Raw genomic sequence first — 25,478 nt, 5'->3', positions numbered from 1 at the left:
TCAGGAAACGGGAGACGCCACCGCGTCGCAGACGTCGGGGCGGTTGCCCGTGCGCGGCAGCAGCAGCACGGCCAGGGGTTGGTCGGCCTCGCCTTCGGGCGGGCGATCGAGCACCAGCGTGTTCATTGCGGCCTCGAGCGCGGCGTCGCGTTGCGCCAGGCCGGTGGAACTGAGCAGCCGCGTGCGCCGCACATGGCCATCCCGTCCGACCCACAGCTGCACGAGCGCGCGGTAGGTACCGGGGCGCGCATGCGGCCAGCGGCACAGCGTGCGTTCCAGCGCCTGCTGCACCACACGCGCGTCGCGTGGAGACATCGCAGGAGCGGCGGGCGCGGTCGGTGCTGAGGCGATCTCAGACGTGGATGTCTCGGCCTCGACCAGCGTGAAGGTGCGCGCATCGGTGTGGCGCGCGGCCAGCCGTGTGCCGGCCAGCAGGCGCTGCAATGCGTCGCGCGGCGTGAACGCGCCGTGCAGCGGCGCGGACTCCAGGCCGGCGGTGAGCTGCCCGTCGAAGAACACGGACTGCCCCGTCGCCTGCGCATAGACCTGCAGGGCCGTGGCCAGCGGCTGGGCCGGCAGGTCGAACACCACGCGCCCCGCCGCATCGGGCGATGGCACGGGTTCGCCGGCATGCGACACGGCCGCGAGGGACAGAATTCCGAGGATCAGGGTCAAGACACACACCCACCGTGACCGAGCAACGCGAGACATGCCGGGTCCTGTGACGAAGGAGGAATCGCAGATGCGGGCGGTGCCGGGTACTGCTTTGGTGCTCGGAATGCTAGTGACGCTTTGTGACAGCTTGAATGCATTGCAGGCGCGGACAACACGCCAGACCGCCCCCGTCGCTGGCGACAATGCCCCCATGACGTTCGACCTCTTCGACGCCCCGCCACGCGCCGCGCGCGAGCCGATCGGCCCGGCCGCCTTCGTGCTGCCGGGCTTCGCGCTGCCGCGCGTCGATGCGCTGCTCGATGCCATCGGCGACGTGGCCGCGCGTGCGCCGTTCCGTCACCTGGTCACGCCGGGCGGCTTCACCATGTCGGTCGCGCTCACCAACTGCGGCGCGCTCGGCTGGACCAGCGACCGGCGCGGCTACCGCTACAGCGCGGTCGATCCCGACAGCGGCGCGCCCTGGCCCGCGATGCCCGAGGCCTTCGCGCTGCTCGCGCGCGACGCGGCGGCACTGGCAGGCTTCGACGGCTTTGCACCCGACGCCTGCCTGGTCAACCGCTACCAGCCGGGCAGCCGGCTCTCGCTGCACCAGGACCGCGACGAGCGCGACCATGGCGCGCCGATCGTGTCGGTGTCGCTGGGCATGCCGGCGACGTTCCAGTTCGGCGGGCTCGCACGCAGCGACAAGACCGTGCGCATTCCGCTGGTGCACGGCGACGTGGTGGTGTGGGGCGGCGTGGACCGGCTGCGCTTTCACGGCGTGCTGCCGCTCAAGGACGCGCCGCACCTGCTGGATGCACGATGGGGTGCTCAGCGCATCAACCTCACCTTCCGCAAGGCCGGCTGAAGCGCACGCATGACAGATACGACAACGATCTCGACCACCGAATCCCCCGGCCGCGCGATCCGCGCACTCTATGCCGCGCTGTGGCATTTCGCGGCCGGCGCACGTGCCCAGTTGCTCGGCGCCACCGCGCTGCTCGCGAGTTCGCAGCTGATCCGCCTCACGCTGCCTTACCTCGCCGGCCAGGCCATCAACGCCTTGCAGCGCGGCGACCTGCCAGCGGCCGGCCGCTGGATCGCCACGCTCGCCGGCGTGTACGTCGGCGCATGGGCACTGCACGGGCCGGGGCGCATCCTGGAACGCAACGTGGGCCTGAAGGTGCGCGAGACGCTCGCCGACCAGCTCTACGCACGCATCGCCGCCGCGCCCCTCGCATGGCACGACAGCCACCACTCGGGCGAGCTGCAGCACCGCGTGCACCAGGCCAGCCGCGCGCTGGCGGACTTCGCGCAGAACCAGTTCATCTGGCTCACCAACGCGGTCAACTTCGTCGGGCCGCTGGTGGCGCTGGCGCTGCTGTCGCGCACCAGCGGCGCGACGGCGCTCGCGGGCTACGTGCTGATCGGCGTGGTGATCGTGCGCATCGACCGCGCGCTCATGAAGCTGGCGCGCGCCGAGAACGACACCGACCGGCGCTACGTGGCCGCGCTGCTCGACTTCCTGGGCAACGCCTCGACCGTGATCGGCCTGCGGCTGCAGGGCGCCTCGCGCCTGCTGCTGCGCCGGCGCATGGCGGCGATCTCGCTGCCGCTGAAGCGCACCGTGGTGCTCAACGAAGGCAAGTGGTTCGCGGTCGACCTGATGGGGTTGGCGCTGACCTGGGGCCTGGTGGTGATCTACGTGTGGCAAGCCCGCGCGCCGGGCCAGGCCGTGATGCTGGGCGCGGTGTTCATGATCTACCAGTACGCCCAGCAGGCGGCCGGCGTCGTGACGTCGGTGGCGGCGAACTTCAGCTTCTTCGCGCGCATGCACACCGACTACAGCAGCGCCGAACCGATCTGGCACGCGCCCACGAGTGCCACGCTCCAAGCACCGCCCGAGGAAGTGCCCGCGCATGAACGCATCGACGCCGAGGCGCCGTGGACGCAACTTCAGGTCGGGCAGCTGCAATGGCGCTACGCCCCGCGCGGCGCTGTTGCAGACGACCCCGCCGCACCCGCGCGCAGCGGCCTGCACGACGTGGCGCTCGCGCTGCGCCGGGGCCAGCGTGTCGCACTGGTCGGCCCCAGCGGCGGCGGCAAGAGCACGCTGCTGCGCGTGCTGGCCGGCCTGTATGCACCGCACGGCGGCACGCTCACGCTCGACGGCGTGCGAACCGACTGGCCCCGGCTGCGCCAGCTCGCCACGCTGATCCCGCAGGAGACCGAGCTGTTCGAAGCCAGCGTGCGCGAGAACCTGGCCTTCGGGCGCCCTTGCCACGACGAACGCCTGCGCGCCGCCTTGCATGTGAGCACCTTCGACGAGGTGCTGCAGGCCACGCGCGGCGACCTCGACAGCGCGATCTCGGAACGCGGTTTCAACCTGTCGGGCGGACAGCGCCAGCGGCTGTGCCTGGCGCGCGGCGTGCTCGCGGCCGAAGGCAGTTCGCTGCTGCTGCTCGACGAGCCCACCAGCGCGCTGGACGCCGCCACCGAGGCGCGCGTGCTGGGGCGCATCGCGGCGGCGTTTCCGCAGGCCTGCGTGATCGCCTCGGTGCACCGGCTGAGCCTGCTCGACCGCTTCGACACCGTGATCCTCATGGAAGCCGGCCACGTGCGCGACCACGGCCCGCGCGACGAGGTGCTGGCGCGCCAGCCCCAGCTTCGGGACACGCCGCCCCGGTCGTGACCAGTAGGATCCCTCCTGCGCCAGAAGGCGGCTTTCGCACCCGCCGCGCTGGCACGTCTTCTGCAAGAGTATCGACACCCATTTGTTCACGTTGGCCGGAGCGAGTCGCCGTTTTGCGCTCAGGCTGCGTTCCAATCACATGGTTCTTCATTCCGCGAGCGTTTCCCGCCCCATGCGCCCTTCTTGCGTCCGTCGCGCCATTCTTCCGCTCGCCCTGCTCGGCACCCTGATGGGCCTGTCGGCCTGCACACCCGGCACCACCGCCGCCCAGCGCCAGGCCGCTGCCAGCAAGCCGCCGCCGACCGACTGCGTCGCCTGGGTCGGCGCCGACCGCAACGCGATGGTGGGCGGGTACCTGCTGCCGCAAGCCGGCACCGCCGTGAACGCAGGCGGCCCGCGCGTGTGCGTGCCGGTGCTCATGAGCGCCTACCCCGCGCCCGCCGGCTACGCGGGCGGCGACTACCACGTGGGCGAGTTCACCGACGACCGGCTCAAGGCGCGCTGGCGCACCTGCAAGGCCGAGCCGGCCTGCTTCGCGCGTGTGAACGCACAGATGCAGCGCTGGCTGCCACCCAACAAGGCACGCGCCACGCGCGTGACCGGCGCGGTCGATCCGGCCGGACGCATCGATGCCGACAGCCCGACGGTCGACCTGAAGCAGATCCGCCGCCCCGCCTTCTTCGCGAAGGCGCCCTACCGTGAAGGCATTGCCGAGGCCGACGCACGCACGTCCATCGTCGAGTTCACCGTGCCGCGCGACGCCTTCGAGCGCTTCGACCTGAAGCTCGCCGATCCGATCAAGCTGCGCGGCTGGTACATCGAAGGCGCGGGCGTGGACGACGGGCGTGGCCGCAAGGTGCGCGCCCTCGCCGTCATGGCAGCGGGCGGTGGCGGCCAGCTCACGGCCATCCAGCACCCGGACGAGGTGGCCTACCGCGTCGACGCAGCCAGTGGCAAGGCCGTGCCGGTGTCGTTCCCCAACGGCACCACCGAGGCCATGGGCCAGCGCTGGTGGCGCGAGAACCTGCACGCGCTGAACCAGGCCGGCTTCGACGTGCTGGCCTACGACCGGCGCGGCGAAGGCTTGTCGGGCGGCGTGAGCGACACCAACACCCTCGAACAGGGCGAAGACGTGTTCCGCGCGCTCGCCCAACTCGAGAACGGCCAGGGCCTGCGACTGCTCACACCCTCGGGCCAACTGCTCGAAGGCCAGGCCGCGCGCGGGCGCCTGCTCGCGGGCCAGAAGGCCAGCGAGATCCCGCTGCTGCTGGGCGGCTACTCGCGCGGCTCGATGTCGACCGCCTGGGCCATGACGCGCAACTACGTCGCCGCCTGCAGCTTCGACATGCCCGTGCCCAACTGCACGCCGGCGCGCGGCTGGCGCAACATCCGCGGCGCGATCCTGCTGTCGTCGTTCGCCAGCGGCGCGGGCTACCTGCCCGATGCGCCCGACCTGGCCGACCGCAACCTGTTCCTGGGCGGCATGGCGGCGGACCACCACATCCTTTTCTATCCGAACTCGGCCACGCTCGCGGGCATGGACCGCTGGCCCGCCGCCTTCTTCGGCAAGGGCCTGTGGGACCGCGCCGAATCGCTCGAAGGCACCGTGGCCGCCTACAACCGCATCCGCGGCGTGAAGGAGATCGTGCTGTCGCGCGGCCCGCACGCCATCGAGACCTGGCCCGAATCCGAGCGCCGCTACCTGCGCGAGCGCATGGTGGCCTACGCCAAGGGGGTGATCGTCGGCGGGCGCGCGGTGCCCGGCGCGCGGCCGTGGAAAGACTTCAAGTCGCTCGTCGCGACCACGCCCGATGTGTGGGAGCCGTCGTCGCGCCCGGGCACGGGCCCCGGCCGACCACAACCCTGACCTTCGCAGCCGGCCGCCACAATGGCGGCCATGGACCTGCTCAAGACCCTGGGACTCTTCATCGCGACCGCACTCGCGGAAATCGTCGGCTGCTACCTGCCCTACCTGTGGCTCAAGCAGGACCGCTCGGCGTGGTTGCTCGTGCCCGCCGCGCTGAGCCTGGCGCTCTTCGCATGGCTGCTCTCGCTGCACCCGACCGCTGCAGGCCGCGTGTATGCGGCTTACGGCGGCGTCTACATCGGCGTGGCCGTGCTGTGGCTCTGGGCCGTGGACAAGGTGACGCCCTCGACCAGCGACTGGGTCGGCGTGGCCGTGTGCTTCGTCGGCATGGGCATCATCATGTTCGGGCCGCGCAGTGCCGGCTGAAGCTTTCGATAGAAGCTTTCGGTGGAGGCTTTCTTGCGCGCGATGAACCTCCGGGATTGGGCACGCCGCATCAAGCGCGACGCCGTCACCCTCTGGTTCGCCTGCCGCGACCCCGCAACGCCGTGGCTGCCGAAGGCACTGTGCTGGTTCACCGTGGCCTATGCACTGAGCCCGATCGACCTGATCCCCGACTTCATTCCCGTGCTCGGCTACCTCGACGACGTGCTGCTGCTGCCCGCGCTGCTCTGGCTCACGGTGCATCTGCTGCCACCCGAGGTCATCGCCCGCAGCCGCGAGCGCGCCGAGGACTGGATGGCCCGCACCGGCAGCCGGCCTGCGAGCAGAGCCGGCATGGCCCTGGTCATCGGCATCTGGCTGGCGGTGGCGGCCGGGCTGGCCTGGTGGCTCTGGCCGCGCTGAGCCTTGCTCAGCTGGCGCGGCTGCGCGAACCCTTGCGCGGGCTCTCGGTGCGCGCCACGCGCGCGGCCTCGGCGGCGGCATTCGCCTGCTCGATCCACAGCAGCGCATCGACGTGCACCATGAAGCGCTGCAGGTACTGCGGCGACAGGTCGCGCATCAGCGTGAGCGCGCGCTGCACGAGGTGCTGCGTGTTGAGCGGGCCGGCGTTCTTCGGCACCTGGGCGAGCGATTGCGTCACGCGCTGGTCGGCGGCGAGCTTCGACCAGGTGCCGCGGAAATAGCTCAGGGTCTTGAGCTCGGGCGCGGTGGACAGGCTGGGCACGGTGTCGCCATCCGTTGCCGCCGCGTCGGACGGGGGCGGCAGCGGGGCGAGCCGGGCGATGTGCGCCACCAGTTCCGCGAGTGCGTTGTCCGGCTGCGCGGTTTCCGGTGCCTGCGTCTCGGACGCAGCCTTGTCGAGGTCGGCGCGGTAGGACGCCATCAGGCTTGCCAGCCGCGCATCCAGCAGGCGCCGCGCCTCGCCCTCGTGCGCCGCGGCGCGCTGCACCATCGCCTCGATGAAGCGAAAGCGCACCGGGTCGAAGCGGTCGTCACCGTGCGCGCGCCAGGCGTCGAGCGCGGCCATCGCGTCGATCACGTCGACGGCGTGGGCCTGTTCGTCGGGCGCTGCGTCGTTACTCACGGGGCTTCGCAGGTGCGGGCGCGTTCGAAGGCCGGGGCGTCGGCGCCATCTCCACGCGCCGGTTCTTCGCGCGGCCTTCGGCATCGCCGTTCGAGGCCACGGCCTGCTCGGCGCCGAATGCGGCGGCGAACACCGACGACGAGGGCACGCCCTCTTCGATCAGCGCGCGCGTCACGGTGAGCGCGCGCTGGGCGGACAGTTCCCAGTTGTCGGCGAACAGGCGCGCGCCGTCGCGCATCTGGCGGTCGTCGGTGAAGCCGCTCACCATCAGGATCTCGTCGCGTGCCTTCAGGTAGGCACCCAGCGGGCCGGCCAGGCTCTTGAGCAACTGCCGGCCGCCCGGTTGCAGATCGGCGGAGTTGAAGGCGAACAGCACGCTGCCGCTGATGCCGATGCGGCCGTTGTTGAGCGTCACGCGGCCCGCGGCGAGCGGGCCGGCCAGTGCCTGTTCGAGCGCTTCGCGGCGCTGCGACTCGGCGCGGCGCTGCTGCACCTCGGTTTCCAGGCGGCTCGCCAGGTCCAGCTGCATGCCGAGCACGCACACCAGGATCAGCACGAACGCGCCCAGCATGCCCGACATCAGGTCGCCGAACACCGCCCACACCGGGACGGTCGGCTCCAGGCCGGCGTCGAGGTCGATTTCGTCGCGCACCATCTCAGGCCTCGGCGCTCACAGCGGCCTGGCGGCTCGCGAACTGCTGCAGGTCTTCGACGATCTGCTTCTGCGACATGATGCTCAGGTCGATCACCTCGCGCGCCTGCGCCACGTAGTAGGCCAGCTGCTCGTCGCTGCGCGCCAGCGACTTGCCAAGCGCGCCTTCGATGCGCTGCAGGTGGGCCACCAGCTTGTCGTTCGATTCGCCGAAGCGCTGCACGGCGAAACCGAAGGCCTCGCCCAGGCTCGCCACCTCGACCGCGCCGCCGGTGATCTGCGCGGCGATGCCGGCCATCTTCTCGGTCTCGCTCTCGACCTTCTCGGTAAAGCTGCTGCCGACGCGCTCCATCATCTCCGCCGAGGCCGTGACCAGCGCATCGATCGCGGTGCGCTGTTCGGTCGACGCGTGGTTCACCGCGCCGAGCAGGGTTTCGAGTGTGCCGAGGATGCGGTTGCGCTCTTCCAGCATGTCGTTGTCGCGCGCCATGCCGTCGGACAATTTCTGGCGCAGTTCGGCGATCACGTCGGCCGCGGCCTTCGGCGCTTCGGCCGCCACCTGCAGCAGCTGCGCGACTTCGGCAACGGTCTGCTTGGCGTTCGCCTCGGCCTGCGCCGACATGTCGCGCACGGTCTGCGCGAGCGTCTCGCTCATCTGCTGTTGCTGGCTCAGGCTGTGCGCGCCGGCCTGCTGCCATTCCTTCTGCAGCGAGGCTGCCACGGTCTCGAGCGATTCGCTCCAGGCCGCGAGGCGCTGCGCGTCGCGCGTGGCGAGTTCGGTCTGCAGGCTCGCATGCGCCTCGCGCACGCCCTCCAGCAGCGAGGCCGCGGCCTTGGGCGCTTCCGACGCCGCCTGCAGCAGCTGGGAGACTTCGGCCACGGTCTGCTTCGCATGCGCTTCCGACTGGGCGGTCATGCCGCGCACGGTCTGCGCCAGCGTGTCGCTCAGTTGCTGCTGCTGGCTCAGCGACTGCGCTCCGGCCTGCTGCCATTCCTGGCGCAGCGTCGCGGCCATGCCTTCGAGCGACTCGGTCCAGCTCGACAGGCGCTGCGCGTCTCGCACCGCCAGCTCGGTCTGCAGGTTCGCGTGCGCCTCGCGCACGCCTTCCAGCAGCGAAGCCGCCGCCTTGGGCGCTTCCGAAGCGGCCTGCAGCAGTTGCGTGACCTCGGCCACGGTCTGCTTGGCATGGACGTCGGACCGGTCGGTCATCTCGCGCACGGTCTGCGCCAGCGTGTCGCTCAGTTGCAGCTGCTGGTCCAGCGTGTGTGCACCGGCCTCCTGCCATTCCTTGCGCAGCGAGACCGCCATGGTCTCGAGCGAGCCGGTCCAGGCCGCGAGGCGCTGCGCGTCGCGTGCCGCCAGCTCGGTCTGCAGGCCGGCATGCGCCTGGCCGACCGTCTGCAACAGCGAGGCCGAGTGCTGCTCGAACGCGGCCGCCGCCGCGACGAGCGCGCGGTGTGCCTCGCCCGAGTACTGCTCGCTCACACGCTGATGCTGCGCCAGCGCGCTGCCCCAGGTCTCGGAGACGCCACCCACGGTGCTTTGCAGCCGTTCGGACACGCCCGCAACCAGTGCGTCCGAGCGCTGCGCGAAGGTCTCGGCGAAACGCTCCAGCGTGCCACGCAGGTCCTCGGACAGCGCGCCGCTCGCGCGCTGGTGCTCGGCCAGCGCGGCCTTCCAGGTGTCGGCAACGCCGGCGGTCGAGGCATCGAAGCGGCTCGACAGGCCTTCGAGCTGCAGCTGCACCGCTTGCGCCACGCCGCCGTGCAGCGAAGCCGCCTCGCGCGCGATGCCGGCCATGGCGGCCTCCACCACGGGCTGGATCGTCGCGCCCGCGAGGCGGGCGCTGTCGGTCACGCTGTCTTTCAGTGCGCGATCGACCGAGGCCGCGAGGCCGCTGTACGCGGCTTCGGCCTTCTGATGGAAGCTGTCCTGGCTGGCGACGAGGCGCTCGGCCTGCGCCTGGCCCTGGCGCTCCATCGTCGCCATCAACGCCTGGAGCTGGCCGATCATCTCGGGCATGGCCTGGGCCACCGGCTGGATCGACGCGCCGGCGATGCGGGCGCTTTCGGCCAGGCTGTCCTTGAGCGAGCGATCGACCGACGAGGCCAGCCCGCTGTAGATCGCCTCGGTCTTCTGATGGAAGCTGTCCTGGCTCGCGAGCAGGCGTTGGCCCTGCGCCTGGTTCTGCTGTTCCATGGCGGCGACCACGGCCTGCAGCTGGCCGACCAGCGCGGGAATCGCCTCGGCCTGCTGCTGCATCAGGCGGAACGACTCATCACGGCGGTGCGCCAGCGAATGGCCGCGCAAGGTGGTCGCGATCTGCGTGTCGAGCGCCTGCCCGGCCAGCAGCCGTTCGCGCCGGCACAGCGCCGAGGCCAGGCCCAGCATGGCCGATGCCGCCACGCCCGCCACCGAGGTGCCGAAGGCCAGGCCCAGGCCGCGCACGGGCGCCGACAGCGAGTTGCGGATGGCCTGCACGTCGGTCGCGCTTTCGAGCGCCAATCCGGTGCCGTTGAGCGTGACCACCATGCCCAGGAAGGTGCCCAGCATGCCCAGCAACACCAGCAGCCCCGCGAGGTACGGCGTGAGGGCCGGGCCCGGCAGGCCGACGCGCTCGCCCTCGACGCGCAGGCGCACCGCGTTGCGCAGCGAGGGATGCAGTGCACCGAGCCAATCGCCGAGGCTGGCCGGTGGCGCCGACAGGTCGCTCACGGCGTGCGACAGCGTGCCGGTGGCCTGGTGGAAGCGGTGCAGTTCCAGCGCGCCCATCAGGTAGAACGCGCCGATCAGCACCGTGATCACCAGGGCCAGCGGGTTGGAGCCGACGTAGCTGGCACCGACCCAGCACACGACGGCCAGGCCCGCGATGAAGACGGCGTATTGGAAAAATCTGTTCATGAAGGCTTGTTGTCTCTTGAGGGCTGCTGGCTAGCGATCGCGAAGGGCTTCGAGCAGGCCTTCGACCGGTTGCATGCGAATGTCCAGTTCGGCCCGCAGCACGCTTTGCATGTCGCGGCCGAACACGTCCAGCCAGCCGCCGGCGGCGGTCGGTGCTGGCGGGGGGTTGTCGGGGTGTGCGTCCTGCGCGGCCTGGTCTGCCCGGTGGGCCAGATCGGTGTCACGCAGGCGCTTGAAGTGTTTCTCCAGCAGCGCGGGCACGGTCGCCAGCAGGCTGCGCTCGCGGGCGCCCACCACCTGTTCCAGGATGGCGTCCACCGCGGCCAGCCGGGCCAGTTCGGGTGAGCGCGTCGCCAGCCGGGCCCGCAGGCGGGCACGCAGCGGCTCGATGCCTGTTTCCATGGCCTGCTGGCGTGCGAAGTAGCGGCGGCGGTACGGCGGAAAGTCGTCGTTCGCGCCCGGCAGCACGGAGGCCACGCCGCCTTCGGCATTGGCCTTGGCCAGCGCGGCCTTCAGGCGCGCGCATTCCAGCGCCTCCTCGGTGGCGTCGGACGCCCGGGCGCCGGGCAGGGCTACGCCCAGATCGGAATCCAGAGCTGCAGACAGGGAGATGGCATCGGTCCAACTGAACCACTGACCCAAACGATCCGCGAGGGCTTGCCTGGATTCGGGAACGTCGGTGTCGCTCAATTGAGCGAGCAAGCGAGTGAGCGCCGAGCCGGTGAAGCCTGTGCGCCGTGACACTTGCACCATACCGCGAGAGAGGGAGAAAACCGGGCAGTTTACACCGGTCAACTGGGCGCTTCTCCTCTGTGAACTGGTGCACGGAAGGCATCGGAGAAGTGAAACAGTCTGCGACAGAAACCGAAGAAACCGGGCCCCGGAAGGACGGCCGTTTCCGCGTCAAGACACACCGAATACCCAGAACAGGTGAGTGTGCTTGTTTACATTTGTCGCAAGAATGAATACTTTCATTTCCCAGGAAACCGAAGAGCCGCAGAGCTCGGTCAGGGTGGGTTCTGGACTGCATGGTCGATTGGACAAATGTCGTCATCTCATTCGGTTTCCGCCTGCCCCTGCCACCTCGCGGACATGGATCGCCAGCCGCGCAGCGGGTGGATGCGCCTGCTGCCCTGGCTGCGCCTGTACCGCTGCTCGCGCTGCAACAAGCCCCAGCTTCTGTCCAAGCAGAAGGTGGACAACGCCCGCATCGTGCACGCCGCCCAGGTGCGCGCACGCGGCGGCTGAGGTCGCTGCCCGAGATTTCCCTGCTATCATTTTTGCGTTCGTGCGCCCTGCGCGAACCGGGCCGAGGACGACCTCGGCCTTGCACCTCCACCTTGCAAGGGACGGCCCTTTCCTGACTTCTCACGAAGTTTCGACATGGCCACACTGCTCTCTTCCTGGCGCCTCGCGGCGCAACGTTTCCTCCTTCTTTTTCGCCTTCCTCATGCCTGCGAGCCGGATGCCTTCCGGCTGACGCTCGGTGCCGTGCGCCTGCACGTGCGCACGGGCGCGACGCGGCTGTCCTACCGCGCTGAATTTCCACGTGAGTTCACACGATCGGGAGCCGCGCGATGAACGGTCTTGATCTGCACTGGCCCGCGTTGACCATGGCGGTGGCCCTCGCCTACGCCGCCTGGCATGCGCGCCGCGAACAATGCGAGCCCCGCGACGTGAAGGCCCTGTGGGTCGCGAGCGCGCTCAGCCTGGCGGGCAGCGGCATGCTGGCCCTGGCTTCCCTTCTGATGTCGGAGTGACAACGCACATGACAACAAGCCCAACAAGCCCTCCGTCCCGCCTGGTGCCGCCCGCCACCTGGGCCCTGATCGCCGCCGCCTGGCTGGTGGTCGGGCTCTTCGTCGCCTTTGGCGACCGCTGGCTGGCCGCGCCGATCAGCCCCGTGGTGGCCGTCTGCGTCTTCCTCGCGTTGTTCGTCACCATCCTGGCCGCCTCGTTCGGCGTGGTGCGCGAGGCGGACCACCTGGCGCACCAGCTGGGCGAGCCCTACGGCACGCTGATCCTGACGCTCTCGATCGTGTCGATCGAGGTGATCCTGATCGCGTCGGTGCTGCTCGGCCCCGGCGAGTTCCCGACCATCGGTCGCGACTCGATCTTCGCCGTGATGATGATCATCCTGAACCTGGTCATCGGCATCTGCCTCATCGCCGGTTCGGCCCGCCACGGCGACCAGGAATACAACGCCCAGGGCACCACCGCCTACCTGTCGATGATCGTGCTGCTCACCGGCACGGCGCTGGTACTGCCCAACCACACTTCGGGCGCGGGCGAGTTCACGCCCGTGCAGGCCATCGGCATGTCGGTGCTCACCGCCGTGCTGTACGGCGCCTTTCTCTGGATGCAGATGCGCAGCCACCAGCGCTTCTTCATCCAGCCGGAGACGGGGCGGTTGTCGGTTCGGGCGACCATGCCCTCACCCACGCCCTCACCCGCCACGCAGACCGATCACGGCGGCCTGGACAAACGCGCCGTGGTCGTTCGCTCGCTGCTGTTGCTCGCGATGATCCTGCCCATCGTGCTGCTGGCGCACTACCTCGCGGTGGTCGCCGACTACGGCATCGCCGCAGCCGGCGCACCAGCGGCCGTGGGCGGTGTGCTCATCGCCATCATCGTGTTCACGCCCGAGTCGATCACCGCCGTGCGCGCCGCGATGAACAACGAGATGCAGCGCGCCGTCAACCTGTGCCTGGGGGCCTTCGTCTCCACCGTCGGACTCACGGTGCCAGCGGTGCTGGTGATCGGGCTGGTCACGGGCAAGCAGGTGGTCATGGGCATCTCCGGCGCTGAAACGCTGCTGTTCGCGGTGACTGCCGTGCTGACGATGCTGAGCTTCAACGGGCAGCGCACGTCGCCGATCCAGGGGCTCATGCACCTCCTGCTGTTCGCGGTGTACGGAATGCTGCTGTTCCTGCCCTGAGGCTGTACAGGGCTCACGGCCGGGAAACAGGCACGGGGGTACCCCCCAATCGGTACACCTTCGCAGGCAGAAGCGGGCGAACGGCGAGATACCGCGCCATCGCCGGTGCCTCGAAGGCCCGGCCATCGGCCCTTTCGCGGCTCAGCGCCGATTTCCATTCATTCGAATGAAATCAAATGAAAATATAGTTACTAATTGTTGATGGAACGAGATTTCAATTGATTGTGCACACCAAAGTAGTAATGTGAACTCGTCACACATTGTGGTCTCTGGTAATAAAAATGTATTCCAAGCCATCACTGCCAAGCAGCCCCGCCGACGCCGCGATTTCTCGCGGTGCGTGACATGGTCCATCCACAGGATGCATCCCCATGCCAGTCCAGGGCCCCGCTCCCAGCATCGACGCCAGCTTGGCGACGGATGCGCTCATGGTGGGACGCATGCGACTCGTGCTGTCGATCTCGGCGCTGCTGGCGATCACGGTCGACGCCGCCGATAGCCGGCAGCAGATCCCCGCGGCGGTCTGGCTGGCCTTCGTCGGCTACCTCCTTCACAGCCTGCTGATCCACGTCTGCACGACGGTGGGGCGGCCCTACTTCCAGGGCAGGGCCATCCACTGGTCCGATGTGCTGTGGTTCACGCTGATCCTCGCGGTGACCGACGGCACCCGCAGCCTGTTCTTCCTTTTCTACTTCTTCGCCATCCTCACCTCGTCGTTCCGCTGGGGCTTCGAGGAAGGCGCCCGCGTGACGATCGCGTCGGTCGCCTCGTTCGCCGCCTGCGGGCTGGCCACGGGCACGGAAGACACCCCGCAACTGCTGATGCGCACCGCCTTCCTGCTGGCGCTGGGGCACATGATCGTGTATTGGGGTGGCTCCAAGCTGGCGCTGCAGCGGCGCCTGGCGCTCCTGGGCGACGTGAGCCAGCTCTCGAACCCGCGTTTCGGCGCCGCGCGCACCATCGCCCGCACGATGGAACGCACCCTGGCCTTCTTCAAGGCCAGCCATTGCATCCTGCTGACGCGCGACCGGTCCACCGGCATGTGGCTGCTGCGAACGCTGCGCGAAGACGACGCCTGCGAGCAGGTGAGCATCCAGACCATCGGCCGCCTCGCGGAATCGCCGCTCATGGCCCTTGCACCCGACAGCATCGTATTGAGCAGCCGCCTGCCCTGGCCCCTGAGCCACCTTCGCGCGCAGAACCAGGTCTTCGATGCGGGCGCGACCGCCTGGCGCAGCGCCGACGAAGAAGGCGCGCAGCTCTTCACCGCCATCGCGGCCCTGCTGGAAGCGCACGCCTTCATCAGCGCGCCGCTGCCGATGCGCCTGGGCGAGGGCCGGGTGTTCGTGTCGTCGCGCCACGGCCAGCTCGGCAAGTCCGACGCGCTGTTCCTCGCCCACCTCATGGCGCAGATCTTCCCGGTCATCGAGACCATCGAGGTGCTCGACCGGATGGCCTCGGAAGCCGCGTCGACGGAGCGCCTGAAGATCGCGCTCGACCTGCACGACACGGCCATCCAGCCCTACATCGGCCTGCGCATGGGCCTGTGCGCGCTGCGCAAGCGGGCCGCTGCCGACAACCCGCTGCGCGAAGACCTCGACAAACTCGCGGACGTGGCCGACGGCGTGATCGCCGACCTGCGCCGCTACGCCGGCGAAGTCAGGCGCGGAGCCGACGATTCCGGCGGGCTCGTACGGCCCCACCTGGAACGCCAGGCCGCGCGGATCAAGGGCCTGTACGGCATCGACATCGACATCGTGATGACCATCGACGCCCCGCTCCACCTGGACGACCGGGTGACCGCGGAGCTGCTGCAGATGGTGAGCGAAGGACTGAACAACATCTGCAAGCACACCCATGCGCGCCACGGCAGCGTGCGCATCGACTGCAAGAACGGCCAGCTGGCGTTGTGCATCGAGAACGACGCCTGCCAGGAAAGCTTCACCGCCTTCCAGCCCCGCTCCCTCACCGAGCGCGCCGCGGCCCTGGGCGGCCAGGCGCATGTCGACCGATGCGCGAATGGCGGCACGGCGGTGCGGATCGAAATCCCGATCTGACCGCGCCGCAACACAGGAGGAGTCCCTCATGCAAACCCTCGACCATCCCGACCACCCCATTGCCGTGTTGCTCGTGGACGACCACAAGACCATGCTGTGGGGCCTCTCGAAGCTCATCGACGGCGAACAGCCGCGCATGAAGGTGGTCGGCACGGCCAGCTGTTGCGACGAAGCGGTGGCCACGGCGCAAAGCCTCGCGCCCGATGTCATCGTGCTGGACCTCGACCTGGACGGTCACAGCGCCCTGGACATCCTGCCCCAGCTGCTGACCAACGAGGGGTCGCGCGTGATGGTGCTGACGGCGGAGAAAGAGCAGCGCACACTCGACCTGGCCGTGCTGTACGGTGCGCGCGGCGTGGTGGGCAAGGACGCCTCGGCGCAGCAGCTGCTCGACGCCATCGAGCGCGTGTTCCGCGGCGAACTCTGCGTCGACGCGCAGACCATGGGCCGCGTCTTCTGCGAACTCACGTCGGCCAGAAAGCCGCCGAAGGCCGACCCCGAAGCGGCCCGGCAGGCCACGCTGACGCACAAGGAACGCGAGATCATCCGCGTCGTCGTGACCGGCTGCGGCGCCTCCAACAAGGCGCTCGCCGAGCGCGTCTTCGTCACCGAGCACACGCTGCGCAACCACCTGTGCGCGATCTACCAGAAGCTGGGCGTCACGAACCGGCTCGAGCTGTACATCTACGCAACCAAGCACCAGCTCGACGCCCTGGCGGCCTGAGCCGTTGCGGCAACGCCTCCCGGCGCGTGCGCGCCGCTCACAACTGCTGCCCGGCCAACATCGGCATGATCATCCGGATCACGCGGATCGCCGCCGGCGTGAGGATCACGAGCGAGATGCACGGGAAGATGCACAGCACCAGCGGCAGCAGCATCTTGGTCGGCACCTTGGCGGCCAGCTCCTCGGCGCGCACCTGGCGCTTGTGGCGCAGGTCGTCCGAGAACACGCGCAACGACTCCCCGATGCTGGTGCCGAAGCGGTCCGCCTGGGTCAGCATGGTCGCGAAGGTGCCGATTTCTTCCACGCCTGTGCGCAGTGCCAGGTTGCGCAGCGATTTCTCGCGGGTGCCGCCGGCGCGCATTTCCAGGTTGGTCCAGTGCAGCTCCTGCGCGAGCGCCTGGCTCTTGATCTGGATTTCGTCGGTGACCTTGGCCAGCCCCGCGTCCAGTCCGAGCCCCGCCTCCACGCACACCAGCATGAGGTCGGCAGCGTCGGGAAAGTTCTCGAAGATCTCGCGGCGCCGCGCACGGATGCGCAGGCGTAGCACCAGGTTGGGCAGGTAGCAGCCGGCCAGCGCCGCCAACGCGAGCCACAGCAGCATCGTCACGCCACCCTCCACCCCTGCCGCGCGCATCACGAGGAACGCGAGGGCCGCGAAGCCCAGCGGCAGCAGCGTCTTCAGGCCGAAGTAGACGAGGTACGCATCCGGATGGCGGATGCCGGCGTTCAGGAAGCGCACGCGCAGCGGCGACAGGTCGGCCTCGCCAGTCGGGGACGACAGCTGCGCGAACGGGCCGACGAGCTTGACGGCCGTCTCGGTCCAGGCCGACTTGCCGGACGGCAGCGCCACCGCCTGCAGCCGCTGCGCGGTGCGCGTCGGGGACAACCACACCGCCAGGCCGATGACCGCCAGCGACACGGACAGAAAAACCAGGATGGGAAACAGCATGGCCATGACGCTTCTCCTTCAGACGTGAATCTTCACGATCTTGCGCAGGATCACGATGCCCACCAACATGAGCACCAGCATGTACTGCAGCACCGTCTGGCCGATCGGGTCGGTCCACAGCGGCGACATGAACTCGGGATTGAAGATGTTCATGAGCGCCGCCAGGGCGAACGGCATGATGCCCAGAATCCAGGCCGACAGCCGCCCTTCAGAGGACAGCACTCGCACCCGCGCGAGCAGCTTGAAGCGCTCACGAATGAGTCGGCTCAGGTTGCCCAGCACCTCGGTCAGGTTGCCGCCCGAATCGCGCTGGATCAGCACCGACACCACGAAGTAGCGCAGGTCGGTGAGCGGCACACGCTCGCTCAGGTTGGTCAGCGCCTGCTGCAGCGAGACGCCGAAGTTCACCTCGTCGGCGACCAGGCGGAACTCGCTGGCGATCGGCTCGGGCATTTCCTCGCCGATCATCTGCACGCCGCTGGCAAAGGAGTGACCCGCGCGCAAGGCGCGCGTCACGAGGTCCAGGGCGTCCGGCAGCTGCTTTTCGAGGCGGTCCAGCCGGCGGCTGCGCTGACGCTGCAGGTACAGGACGGGAAGCGCCGCCGCCACGGCCCCGGCCAGTAGCGCCAACATCGCGGGCTGGTGCGCCAGCCACACGGCGCAGAACGCGAACACGCCGAGCGCACCGCAGGCCAGCAGAAAACTGGAGACCGTCCAGTCCAGCCCCGCCTGCAGGATGAAGCGGTCCAGCCGGTGCGCCCGCGGCAGCGCCAGCAACTGGCGCTGCATCCAGGGCACGTCGCTGAGCATGCGCTCCTTGGCGAGATGGGCCTGCGGTGTGCGGTCGACCGCGGCGGACATCGCCTGCAGCCGCTTCTCGATCTTGCGCGCGTCGGGCCCCTTGTAGGACCGCCACAGCAGGTAGAGCCCCTCGATCATGAGCAGCGCGGTCACGAAGACCAGCACCGTGACCGTGATCAGCGTGTCACCACCCAGGTTGTCGAACATGGCGAGCTCCTATTCGTAGTGCTTTTCGGGATCGAAGATGCTGTCGGACAGTTCCACGCCGTACGCATGCAGCCGCTCCATGAACTTCGGCCGGACGCCTGTCGCGTGGAAATGCCCGCGCACCTGGCCGTCGGGCCCCATGCCCGTCTGGTGGAAGGTGAAGATCTCCTGCATGGTGACGATCTCGCCCTCCATGCCCGTGATCTCCTGGATGCTGGTGACCTTGCGCCGACCGTCGATGAGCCGCAAGACCTGGACGACCACCGTGATCGCCGAGGCGATCTGCTGACGCACCGTGCGGTGCGGCAGGTTCAGGTTTGCCATGCCGATCATGTTTTCCAGCCGCGCCAGCGCATCGCGCGGCGAGTTGGCATGGATGGTGGTGAGCGAGCCTTCGTGACCGGTGTTCATCGCCTGCAGCATGTCGACCGCTTCGGCGCCGCGCACTTCGCCGATCACGATGCGGTCGGGCCGCATGCGCAGCGCGTTGCGCACCAGCGCGCGCTGCGTGATCTCGCCCTTGCCCTCGATGTTCGTCGGCCGCGTCTCCATGCGCGCGACGTGCGGCTGCTGCAGCTGGAGCTCGGCCGCGTCCTCGATGGTGATGATGCGTTCGGACTCCGGAATGAAGCCGGAGAGAATGTTCAGCAGCGTGGTTTTCCCCGCCCCGGTGCCGCCCGAGATCAGCATGTTGACCTTGGCCTGGGCCAGGCCTTCGAGCATCTGCGCCATCGGCGGCGTGAGCGACTTGAGATCGTTCACCAGGTTGCCCATGCGCAGCGGGATCTTCGCGAAACGTCGGATCGACATCATCGGCCCGTCGAGCGCCACCGGCGCAATGACGGCGTTGACCCGCGAACCGTCGGGCAGCCGCGCATCGACCATGGGACTGGACTCGTCGATGCGACGCCCGACCAGAGAGACGATCTTGTCGATGATGCGCAGCAGGTGCTTCTCGTCCGTGAAGCTGACGTTGGTCAACTCCAGCCGGCCCCGGCGCTCCACGTAGATGCTGGTGGGCGAGTTCACGAGAATGTCCGACACGGTTGGGTCGGCCATCAGCAGCTCGATGGGCCCGAAGCCCAGCATCTCGTGCTGGATGTCGCGGATCAGCGTGCGCCGCTCGATGTCGTTGAGCGCCTCGGGCTCCTCCTGCAGGAGCCGACCGACCATGGTCGAGATTTCCTGGCGCAGCGCGTCGGGCTGGAGGGTTTCGAGCGCTGCCAGGTCGAAGCGCTCCAGCAGCTTCAGGTGCATGCGCTCCTTCAGCAGCTTGTAGGTGTCGGAGGCAAAGGGCGACGTGGTCAGCTCGACGACCGGCCCCGCCGGCCGCGTGCCGGCATCGCCGTCGATCGCATTGAGTTGGTCCCTGAATGACATGGTTGGCACCTCCGCCTGGGTATTGATGGGAATCCGCCCTGTCGCCTTACTTCAGGCACGGCGGAAGAGCCGCCCCATGAAGCCGGGCGTCGCCTCCGGTCGCGGACTGAGCGTGTGCGCGATCTCGTCGAGCCGCCTGGCGAGCGCGCTGCCGCGCGACATCTCCGCCAGCGGCACGCCGCGGTTGATGGACGCCTCGACGTCCTTGCCGCCGTCCGGCACCGCCGTGAACATCACGCCGGGCAACGACCGGCGCATGTCCGACAGCCCGATCTCGCCGCCGCCGGTGCTGCGGTTCACCAGCAGTTCCACCTTGCCGGGCGCGTAGCCGAGCGACTTGAACACCTGCACCAGGCGCGTCACGTTGCGGATATGCGGCAGGCTGGTCTGCAGCACGGGAAAGATGTGCTCCGCGCGGTCGAGCACGCGCAGCGTGAGCGTGTCGATGCGCGTGCCGAGGTCGAAGATCACGAAGTCGTACTGCGTGAGCGCCACCTGCAGGATGGCATCGATGTGCTCGGCCTTGACGTCCAGCGCGCGCGCCAGGTCCTCGGGCGCGGGCAGGATGCTGTAGCTGGGCGACACGCGCACCACGCTCGCCGCCAGCAGCGAGGCATCAAGGCGCCCGATGTCGCGCGCCACGTCGGCCATCGTCGAGGTCGGGCGCAGGTCGCTCACATACGACAGCGCGTCGCCGAACTGCAGGTTCAGGTCGATCAGCAGCACCGATCGCTCGCGCGACAGCTGGTGTGCGATGTTGGTTGCGAGAAAGGTCGCCCCGCTGCCGCCCTTGCAGGGCATGAACGCAACGATCCGCCCCGCACTGTGCGCCTGAGCGCCAGCCATCTTGAGGGCGATGCGGCCGACAGCGGCCTCGAGCGCGGCGGTGTCGGCGGGCGACGGCAGCACCTCGCGCACGCCCGCGCGCATCGCGTGGATCAGGAACTCGGGTGTCTGCATCGCGCACAGCAGCACCACCGCCACTGCCGGATGCCGCAGTGTCAGTGCCTCCACCAGCGAAAGCTCCTGCAGGTCGCAGCACATGCCGTCGACCAGCAGCAGGTCGGGCGCGACCTTCTCGACGACCGCCTGCATCCGGCTCTTGCCGCCTTCAAAGAGCGACACGGCATGGCCGCGCGCCTCCAGCACCTTGCGCATGTCCTGCAAGTGGTTCGGATTGGGGGAAACGATGGCGATCTTCATGGTCGTGTCCGGTGTGCTGCTAGGAACAGATGGCCGCGCTGTGCGGGTCTTGCCGCATGACCTCGCGGGGCAGGAAGGTGGAGAACCCCGGCATCGGGATGAGCGGCGCGACGGCGCCCACGATCGGGGAGATCCATTGGTAGTTGAGGCCCGTGATACTGACCGTGACACCCTGGCAGGTACTTGCCGTGCAGCCTGAGGGAATCCAGGTCACGCTCGCCGTCTGCACCTGCGGCAACAAGGCCCGCATCCTGGCGAGCACCAGGGCCTGCTGCGTGGTGTCGTCGCACACCACGGCATAGCGCGCGCCGGCGCGCGTCGCCTCGTTGGCCGCATTCCAGGTGAACAGCATGCGGGCGAAGTCCACGATGCCCAGCACCAGCATCAGGAAGACCAGAAGACCCAGTGCGAACTCGAGGGTGGTCGCGCCCTTGACGTGGTGTCTCATGATGGCGCCCTCATGGTGGCGGAGATGTCGCTGAAGACGATGTTGCCGTTGGTGCCAGTGAACTGCACGCCGAACACCGACGCGAACATCGAGTGGAAGGTGTAGCCGGTGATGCGCACCGTGACCGTGTTGATGATCGGGTCCGCTCCCGCCAGCTGCCAGGTGCAGCAGCTGCCGGCCGGCACGTTCGCCAGGCTCAGGCCGCGTGCCAACGGCGCGCCGGTGCCGGCGGTGTTGCCGTACACGACCAGATTGCGCGCCTGGGTGACGTTCGTGCCGGGCGTCTGGACCGAGAGATAGCGCACTGCGTCACGGGCCGACTTGGTGACCGTGTTGTATTCGTACATCGCGCGTCCGAACTCGGTGGTGATGAAGGTGAGCAGCAACAACAGCGGCGTGATCAGCGCCAGCTCGATCAGCGCGGCGCCGCGTTGCCGGAGGGAAGAGGTTTTCTTCGTCGTCATGGTGCTCACCTCACAAGGACCGGAACCAGCGGGCCGGCCGAACCGCCAGGGAGCCCGCTGGTGGTGCAGGGACTCGACGTCGGCGAGACCACGCCGGCGTTGCCGAGGTATTCGAGCTGCGTGTCGCTCATGGGAATCTGCAGCGGCTGGAGCATCAGGAAGCAGAGGTAGTCGATCACATGGGACGAACCATCGACCACGGGCGCCGTGACGATGCGGCGGTCCATGCCGTACTGCTTGTGCCCCCCCGCCACGTTGCCGGGCGCAGCAAGTTTCTGGAAGCTGTTGAGCGACAGGCCCGTGCGCGTTTCGCAGCCGTTCAGGCTGGCTCCGGTGTCGTCGCACGACGCATAGGCCGCGCGCTTGGTCACGAAGTTCTGCGCGCTCGCCGGTGCGCCGGTGGGCGGGCTGCCGTCGTAGGCATTGGGCACTGCGCCGGCAGCACGCGGGGGCCAGTTGGTCACGGTGTAGGCATAGCCCGTGTAGTCCGGTCGCCCCGCGCTCGGACTGCCGCTATTCTTGTAGATGCCGAAGCGCTCGTTCCAGACCTCGGCGATCGAGGCCTGCACGCCGGGGGTACCGATCGGGTCGCCAATCCGGGTTTCACAGTCGCTGCCGCTCAATTCATCTCTGGTTTCGTCGGCGCTGCTGGTGCCGTTGAGGTTGGCCCAGCCGATCTGGCCGCCGGTTGCGGCGTTCTGGGCCCTGATCAACGTCACCCACTCGCCCCGGACGAAGCCGTAGTCGGGTGCGGTACCGCCGGGCTTGGGCTTGACCAGGACCGGAATCGGGCAGGTGGTCTGGGCGCTGCCGCGGGTTGCCACGGCGTTGGCCGCAACGCTGCGCGTGGACGGATTGCCGGCGTAATCCCCGGAGAACGCGCCCATGGCCTTCATGAGCCAGATCTGGATGTTGGGCTGGGTGTGGGTGCACTGCGCATAGCGTGCACTGGCAGGCGCGGTGGTGACCGCGTAGGACGCATCGCGAAACGTGATGTCGGCCGCAATGAGCTTGCCTTGCCCGCTCCAGGTGGCCGACTGCAGGTTCACGTTGTTGGCGTTGCCAGCGGTCTGGCCCGCGCTGCGCGCCCGGTTGATGGCCGTGCTCTCCCCGTTGAGTTCATTCGCAGCGGCCAGCGCACAGCTGTCCACCGCCGTCTGCAGTTCGGTGCGAGCGACGAAGAGCCGGCCGAAATCGAGCGCTATGCCCATGAAACCGAGCAGGAACAGCAGGAACAGCGCGACCGTGATGATCATCGCGCCACGCTGGCGACGAGGGGAGCTGTGGGCTCTCATGATCGGCTCCTGTGCAGTGGTGGCAATTCGACAAGGTCAGTGCTTCAGGCGCAGTTGACGCCGCCGAGGCAAGTCAAAACGCGATCAATGAGATCGCTGAGACCGGTGCCGGTTACCAATGGGCTCAACGCGATGATCAGCAGCATCGAGATCACGGCGATGACCAGTGCGTACTCCACCACCTGAGCACCGCTCTCTTCCTTCAGAAAGGACTGGAACATGGGACTACTCCTTTTTCGTTGAGAAGAATGCGGACCTGGTAAGTGAGGCGGTGAACGTGGGGTATGCCCCGGCTCACCCGCCTAGCTGCTTACACGCAACCGCCAGTCGTCGAGGTCAGGCATGTGGTGACGCGACCGATGAAGGTCGAAAAGCTGCCACCGCTGTCGGTAAGCGCCTTCAGCGCAACGACCAGCGCGATCGAAACGACCGCGATGATCAGTGCGTACTCCACCACTTGAGCGCCGCTCTCGTCCTGCAGGAATGACTTGAACATGGAGCTACTCCTTTTCCATTGAGAAGAATGAGGATCCGGCAAGTGGGGTGGCGAGCGTGGAGCACGCCCTAGCTCGCCCACCCACTTACACGCAACCGCCCGTCGTCGAAGTCAGGCAGGTGGTGACGCGACCGATGAAGGTCGAAAAGCTGCCGCCGCTGTTGGTCAGCGCCTTCAATGCAACGACCAGCGCGATCGAGACGACGGCAATGATCAGTGCGTACTCGATGACCTGTGCACCCTCTTCGTCGCGCAGGAAACCGCGGGAGGATTGGCCGATGGCCTGGAGAAGGTTTTTCATGGTTCTTTCCTTTCAAGGTTTGAACAGTCGGAAATCAGGTTTCAGGAAATTGACGTGGTGAGGAAAAAATTTCATTGCGTTGTGGCGCTCTCCTTTCCATGTGAAGACTCTGTGAAACGAATCCGCGAAAGGCGACCTGTCACTTCGCCGTGCCACCGATCTGGCCGCCGATGTTGATGACGTTGGTCACCGGCGGCGGCTTCTTGTAAGACTCTTGGTACTGCACCATCGCCTCGCGCGACGCGCGGCCGTCCATGCCCGTGACCGGATCGCCGTTCTTGCCGGCGTTCGGGTTCAGCGTCATCTTCTTTCTGGCGTCCCGCACGGCTTCGCCGAAGCGCGCGTCGTAGTTGGGTGTGACGCTCGAGCAACCTGCTGCCAGGAGGCATGCGAGCACGAGGGGAGTCGATCGGATGAACATGGCGGGGCTCCTCACGGGGTTTCGCTGGCCGGGGCGGCCGGTGCCGGGGTGCTGCTTTCGAGGGCCCCATTGAGGTACACCTCGGCGCGGCTCGGAAGCACGTGGTTGTCGGTCGGTACGCGCGGCGACTCGGCCAGCGGGCGCACCAGGCGCGGTGTGATGACGAACATCAGCTCGGTCTGTTCGTTCTGGAACTCGGTGCTGCGAAACAGCGCGCCCATCACCGGCACTTCGCCCAGGCCCGGATAGCGCTTGATCGCCTCCGTCGCGTTGCTCTTGATGAGGCCGGCGATGACGAAGCTCTGCCCGTCGTTGAGTTGCACCGTGGTATCGGCGCGCCGTACCGTGAGCGAAGGCACGACGGACGTCACGCCCCCGACCGTGGTGAAGGGTGAACCGGTCTGCGACAGGTCCGACACCTCCGACACCATCTTGAGATTGATGCGGTCGCCGTTGAGCACTGTCGGCATGAACTTGACGCCGATGCCGAATTCTTTTTCTTCCAGCGTGATGGTGCTCCCGGTACCGGTACCACCGGTTTGCGCCACCGGAATGAAGATCTTGCCGCCCGACAGGAAGCTGGCCTGCTGGCCACTGATGGCCATGATGTTGGGCTCGGCCAGGATGCGCACCAGGCCGTCGTCCTTCTGGCCGTCGATGGTCACCACGCCGCGGCCGATGCGCAGTGCCTCGACCAGGCCACCGCCCGTGCTCAAGAAATTGGAGATCAGCGAATAGTTGTGAAGGCCGCCGCCGCTCATGCGCGAGATGCCCACGCGTGCACCCAGCCGGTCGAGCAGGGTCTTGCTGACCTCTGCGATCTTCACCTCGAGCATCACCTGCTGGGGCGTCCCGACGCGCAGCAGGTTCACCACCCTCTTTCCGTCAGCGCCGTAGGCCGAGGCCAGGCTCATCACGTCGTCAAGCTTCAGCGCGTCGCTGATCTCGCCGGTGAGCACGATGGATTTTTCCGCACTGCGCACGCGGATGCGGCGCTCCTCCGGCATCAGCTCAGCCAGCTTGGCCTGCAGCGCCCCGGGATCGACGGTCACGATCACATCCTTGATGTAGCAGGTGCCGTCGGCACTTTGCAGCACCACGTTCATCGAGCCGGCCTGGCGGCCGCGGAAGAACAGGTCGGTCGGGCTCAGCAGCGTGACCTCGATGTCGGCCACGCCGTCGCCCACGTTCGCATTGGGCGCCGGCATCGCTGCTGCGGGCTGCGCCGGCGCTGCGGGCGCGGCCGCCCGGCCCTGCGGCTGCCCGCCGACCACGATGCGCACAACGCGCGCCTTCAACGGAATGACCACCGACTTGCCGAGCATGGCGTGCGTCGGCTGGTCGTCCGGAATGATGGCGGTGCAGCGTCGGCTGGCCGGGGCTGCGGGGGCTGCGGGTGCTGCCGCCGCAAGTGCAGCAGGCGCGGGCATGGCGGCGGCCGTGACCGGGGCGGTTGCCACGACCTCCGCGGCCATGGCGGGGGTCGCCACTGTCGCGAGGGTCGCCAGCAGACGGGCGATGGTGGTTGTGAGTGGGCGCACTTGGTGTTCCTCCTGACG

General features: G+C 68.3%; 28 protein-coding genes. 11 read left to right on the top strand and 17 right to left on the bottom strand.

Features of this window, described 5'->3' with window-relative positions; all coding sequences use genetic code 11:
• Positions 1-675, bottom strand: coding sequence for an STN domain-containing protein (locus D3H34_RS09490; RefSeq protein ID WP_167481161.1), 675 nt, complete (start codon positions 673-675; stop codon positions 1-3).
• Positions 676-865: 190 nt separating this feature from the next.
• On the opposite strand from D3H34_RS09490, the gene alkB reads away from it, so the two are divergent.
• The 5 genes from alkB to D3H34_RS09465 all read left to right on the top strand — a co-directional run bounded on the left by alkB (position 866) and on the right by D3H34_RS09465 (position 5,999).
• Positions 866-1,522 (top strand): DNA oxidative demethylase AlkB, encoded by a 657-nt coding sequence (alkB, locus tag D3H34_RS09485; RefSeq protein WP_119553199.1) that lies wholly within the window; start codon positions 866-868, stop codon positions 1,520-1,522.
• Positions 1,523-1,531: 9 nt separating this feature from the next.
• Positions 1,532-3,346, top strand: coding sequence for an ABC transporter ATP-binding protein (locus D3H34_RS09480; RefSeq protein WP_119553198.1), 1,815 nt, complete (start codon positions 1,532-1,534; stop codon positions 3,344-3,346).
• A 172-nt stretch (positions 3,347-3,518) separates the two neighbouring features.
• Positions 3,519-5,213: an alpha/beta hydrolase gene (locus D3H34_RS09475; RefSeq protein WP_119553197.1), complete on the top strand. Its 1,695-nt coding sequence runs from the start codon at positions 3,519-3,521 to the stop codon at positions 5,211-5,213.
• 30 nt (positions 5,214-5,243) lie between these two features.
• The gene (locus tag D3H34_RS09470) at positions 5,244-5,579 is read left to right on the top strand and encodes a YnfA family protein (protein WP_119553280.1); all 336 of its coding nucleotides are present in this window, start codon (positions 5,244-5,246) and stop codon (positions 5,577-5,579) included.
• A gap of 42 nt (positions 5,580-5,621) precedes the next feature.
• Positions 5,622-5,999 (top strand): YkvA family protein, encoded by a 378-nt coding sequence (locus D3H34_RS09465; protein WP_119553279.1) that lies wholly within the window; start codon positions 5,622-5,624, stop codon positions 5,997-5,999.
• A gap of 7 nt (positions 6,000-6,006) precedes the next feature.
• Here the strand turns inward: D3H34_RS09465 and D3H34_RS09460 are convergent, their stop codons facing one another.
• Genes D3H34_RS09460 through D3H34_RS09445 form a run of 4 tightly spaced genes read right to left on the bottom strand, consistent with a single transcriptional unit; the run spans position 6,007 to position 10,988 of the window.
• The gene (locus tag D3H34_RS09460) at positions 6,007-6,681 is read right to left on the bottom strand and encodes a DUF2894 domain-containing protein (RefSeq protein ID WP_286185577.1); all 675 of its coding nucleotides are present in this window, start codon (positions 6,679-6,681) and stop codon (positions 6,007-6,009) included.
• Positions 6,674-7,336 carry an OmpA family protein gene (locus tag D3H34_RS09455; protein WP_119553196.1) on the bottom strand — a complete coding sequence of 221 codons (663 nt, stop codon included), beginning with the start codon at positions 7,334-7,336 and terminating at the stop codon, positions 6,674-6,676. Before D3H34_RS09455 ends, D3H34_RS09460 begins: the two co-directional genes overlap by 8 nt.
• A gap of 1 nt (position 7,337) precedes the next feature.
• Positions 7,338-10,235 carry a DUF802 domain-containing protein gene (locus D3H34_RS09450; RefSeq protein ID WP_119553195.1) on the bottom strand — a complete coding sequence of 966 codons (2,898 nt, stop codon included), beginning with the start codon at positions 10,233-10,235 and terminating at the stop codon, positions 7,338-7,340.
• Positions 10,236-10,265: 30 nt separating this feature from the next.
• Positions 10,266-10,988 (bottom strand): DUF3348 domain-containing protein, encoded by a 723-nt coding sequence (locus tag D3H34_RS09445; protein ID WP_119553194.1) that lies wholly within the window; start codon positions 10,986-10,988, stop codon positions 10,266-10,268.
• Between the two features lie 339 nt (positions 10,989-11,327).
• Between D3H34_RS09445 and D3H34_RS34215 the strand changes: the two genes are divergently transcribed.
• The 6 genes from D3H34_RS34215 (at position 11,328) to D3H34_RS09430 (ending at position 15,954) form a co-directional block, all read left to right on the top strand.
• Complete coding sequence (locus tag D3H34_RS34215; RefSeq protein WP_167481160.1) at positions 11,328-11,483, top strand: hypothetical protein; 156 nt, start codon at positions 11,328-11,330, stop codon at positions 11,481-11,483.
• 135 nt (positions 11,484-11,618) lie between these two features.
• Entirely contained in the window at positions 11,619-11,816 is a 198-nt protein-coding gene (locus D3H34_RS33910) for a hypothetical protein (protein ID WP_147400415.1), read from the top strand.
• The gene (locus D3H34_RS33905) at positions 11,813-11,995 is read left to right on the top strand and encodes a hypothetical protein (RefSeq protein WP_147400414.1); all 183 of its coding nucleotides are present in this window, start codon (positions 11,813-11,815) and stop codon (positions 11,993-11,995) included. Before D3H34_RS33910 ends, D3H34_RS33905 begins: the two co-directional genes overlap by 4 nt.
• Before the next feature lie 8 nt (positions 11,996-12,003).
• Entirely contained in the window at positions 12,004-13,173 is a 1,170-nt protein-coding gene (locus D3H34_RS09440) for a calcium:cation antiporter (RefSeq protein ID WP_119553193.1), read from the top strand.
• A gap of 371 nt (positions 13,174-13,544) precedes the next feature.
• Entirely contained in the window at positions 13,545-15,230 is a 1,686-nt protein-coding gene (locus tag D3H34_RS09435; RefSeq protein WP_119553192.1) for a sensor histidine kinase, read from the top strand.
• A gap of 28 nt (positions 15,231-15,258) precedes the next feature.
• Entirely contained in the window at positions 15,259-15,954 is a 696-nt protein-coding gene (locus D3H34_RS09430; RefSeq protein ID WP_119553191.1) for a response regulator, read from the top strand.
• A 37-nt stretch (positions 15,955-15,991) separates the two neighbouring features.
• On the opposite strand, the gene D3H34_RS09425 is transcribed toward D3H34_RS09430, so the two are convergent.
• From D3H34_RS09425 to D3H34_RS09370, 12 genes are all read right to left on the bottom strand, one after another.
• On the bottom strand, positions 15,992-16,909 hold the full coding sequence (locus D3H34_RS09425; RefSeq protein WP_119553190.1) for a type II secretion system F family protein: 918 nt from the start codon (positions 16,907-16,909) through the stop codon (positions 15,992-15,994).
• Between the two features lie 12 nt (positions 16,910-16,921).
• Positions 16,922-17,911 (bottom strand): type II secretion system F family protein, encoded by a 990-nt coding sequence (locus D3H34_RS09420; protein ID WP_119553189.1) that lies wholly within the window; start codon positions 17,909-17,911, stop codon positions 16,922-16,924.
• A gap of 9 nt (positions 17,912-17,920) precedes the next feature.
• On the bottom strand, positions 17,921-19,291 hold the full coding sequence (locus D3H34_RS09415) for a TadA family conjugal transfer-associated ATPase (RefSeq protein WP_119553188.1): 1,371 nt from the start codon (positions 19,289-19,291) through the stop codon (positions 17,921-17,923).
• Between the two features lie 51 nt (positions 19,292-19,342).
• Positions 19,343-20,494, bottom strand: a complete 1,152-nt coding sequence (locus D3H34_RS09410; protein ID WP_119553187.1) for a CpaE/TadZ family protein — start codon at positions 20,492-20,494, stop codon at positions 19,343-19,345.
• A gap of 19 nt (positions 20,495-20,513) precedes the next feature.
• On the bottom strand, positions 20,514-20,942 hold the full coding sequence (locus D3H34_RS09405; protein ID WP_119553186.1) for a TadE/TadG family type IV pilus assembly protein: 429 nt from the start codon (positions 20,940-20,942) through the stop codon (positions 20,514-20,516).
• The gene (locus tag D3H34_RS09400; protein ID WP_119553277.1) at positions 20,939-21,406 is read right to left on the bottom strand and encodes a TadE/TadG family type IV pilus assembly protein; all 468 of its coding nucleotides are present in this window, start codon (positions 21,404-21,406) and stop codon (positions 20,939-20,941) included. Before D3H34_RS09400 ends, D3H34_RS09405 begins: the two co-directional genes overlap by 4 nt.
• Positions 21,407-21,411: 5 nt before the next feature.
• The gene (locus D3H34_RS09395) at positions 21,412-22,701 is read right to left on the bottom strand and encodes a pilus assembly protein TadG-related protein (protein WP_119553185.1); all 1,290 of its coding nucleotides are present in this window, start codon (positions 22,699-22,701) and stop codon (positions 21,412-21,414) included.
• Positions 22,702-22,745: 44 nt separating this feature from the next.
• Positions 22,746-22,922: a Flp family type IVb pilin gene (locus D3H34_RS09390; protein WP_119553184.1), complete on the bottom strand. Its 177-nt coding sequence runs from the start codon at positions 22,920-22,922 to the stop codon at positions 22,746-22,748.
• A gap of 89 nt (positions 22,923-23,011) precedes the next feature.
• Positions 23,012-23,197 carry a Flp family type IVb pilin gene (locus tag D3H34_RS09385; RefSeq protein ID WP_119553183.1) on the bottom strand — a complete coding sequence of 62 codons (186 nt, stop codon included), beginning with the start codon at positions 23,195-23,197 and terminating at the stop codon, positions 23,012-23,014.
• An 85-nt stretch (positions 23,198-23,282) separates the two neighbouring features.
• Positions 23,283-23,498: a Flp family type IVb pilin gene (locus D3H34_RS09380; protein WP_119553182.1), complete on the bottom strand. Its 216-nt coding sequence runs from the start codon at positions 23,496-23,498 to the stop codon at positions 23,283-23,285.
• 139 nt (positions 23,499-23,637) lie between these two features.
• Positions 23,638-23,919, bottom strand: a complete 282-nt coding sequence (locus tag D3H34_RS09375) for a hypothetical protein (RefSeq protein ID WP_119553181.1) — start codon at positions 23,917-23,919, stop codon at positions 23,638-23,640.
• An 11-nt stretch (positions 23,920-23,930) separates the two neighbouring features.
• Positions 23,931-25,394, bottom strand: a complete 1,464-nt coding sequence (locus D3H34_RS09370; RefSeq protein WP_119553180.1) for a type II and III secretion system protein family protein — start codon at positions 25,392-25,394, stop codon at positions 23,931-23,933.
• Positions 25,395-25,478 lie beyond the last annotated feature (84 nt).

It is taken from the genome of Acidovorax cavernicola (genome assembly GCF_003581445.1).
The sequence above is the reverse complement of the archived record's forward strand: the minus strand, read 5'-3'. Positions and strand labels throughout refer to the sequence as shown.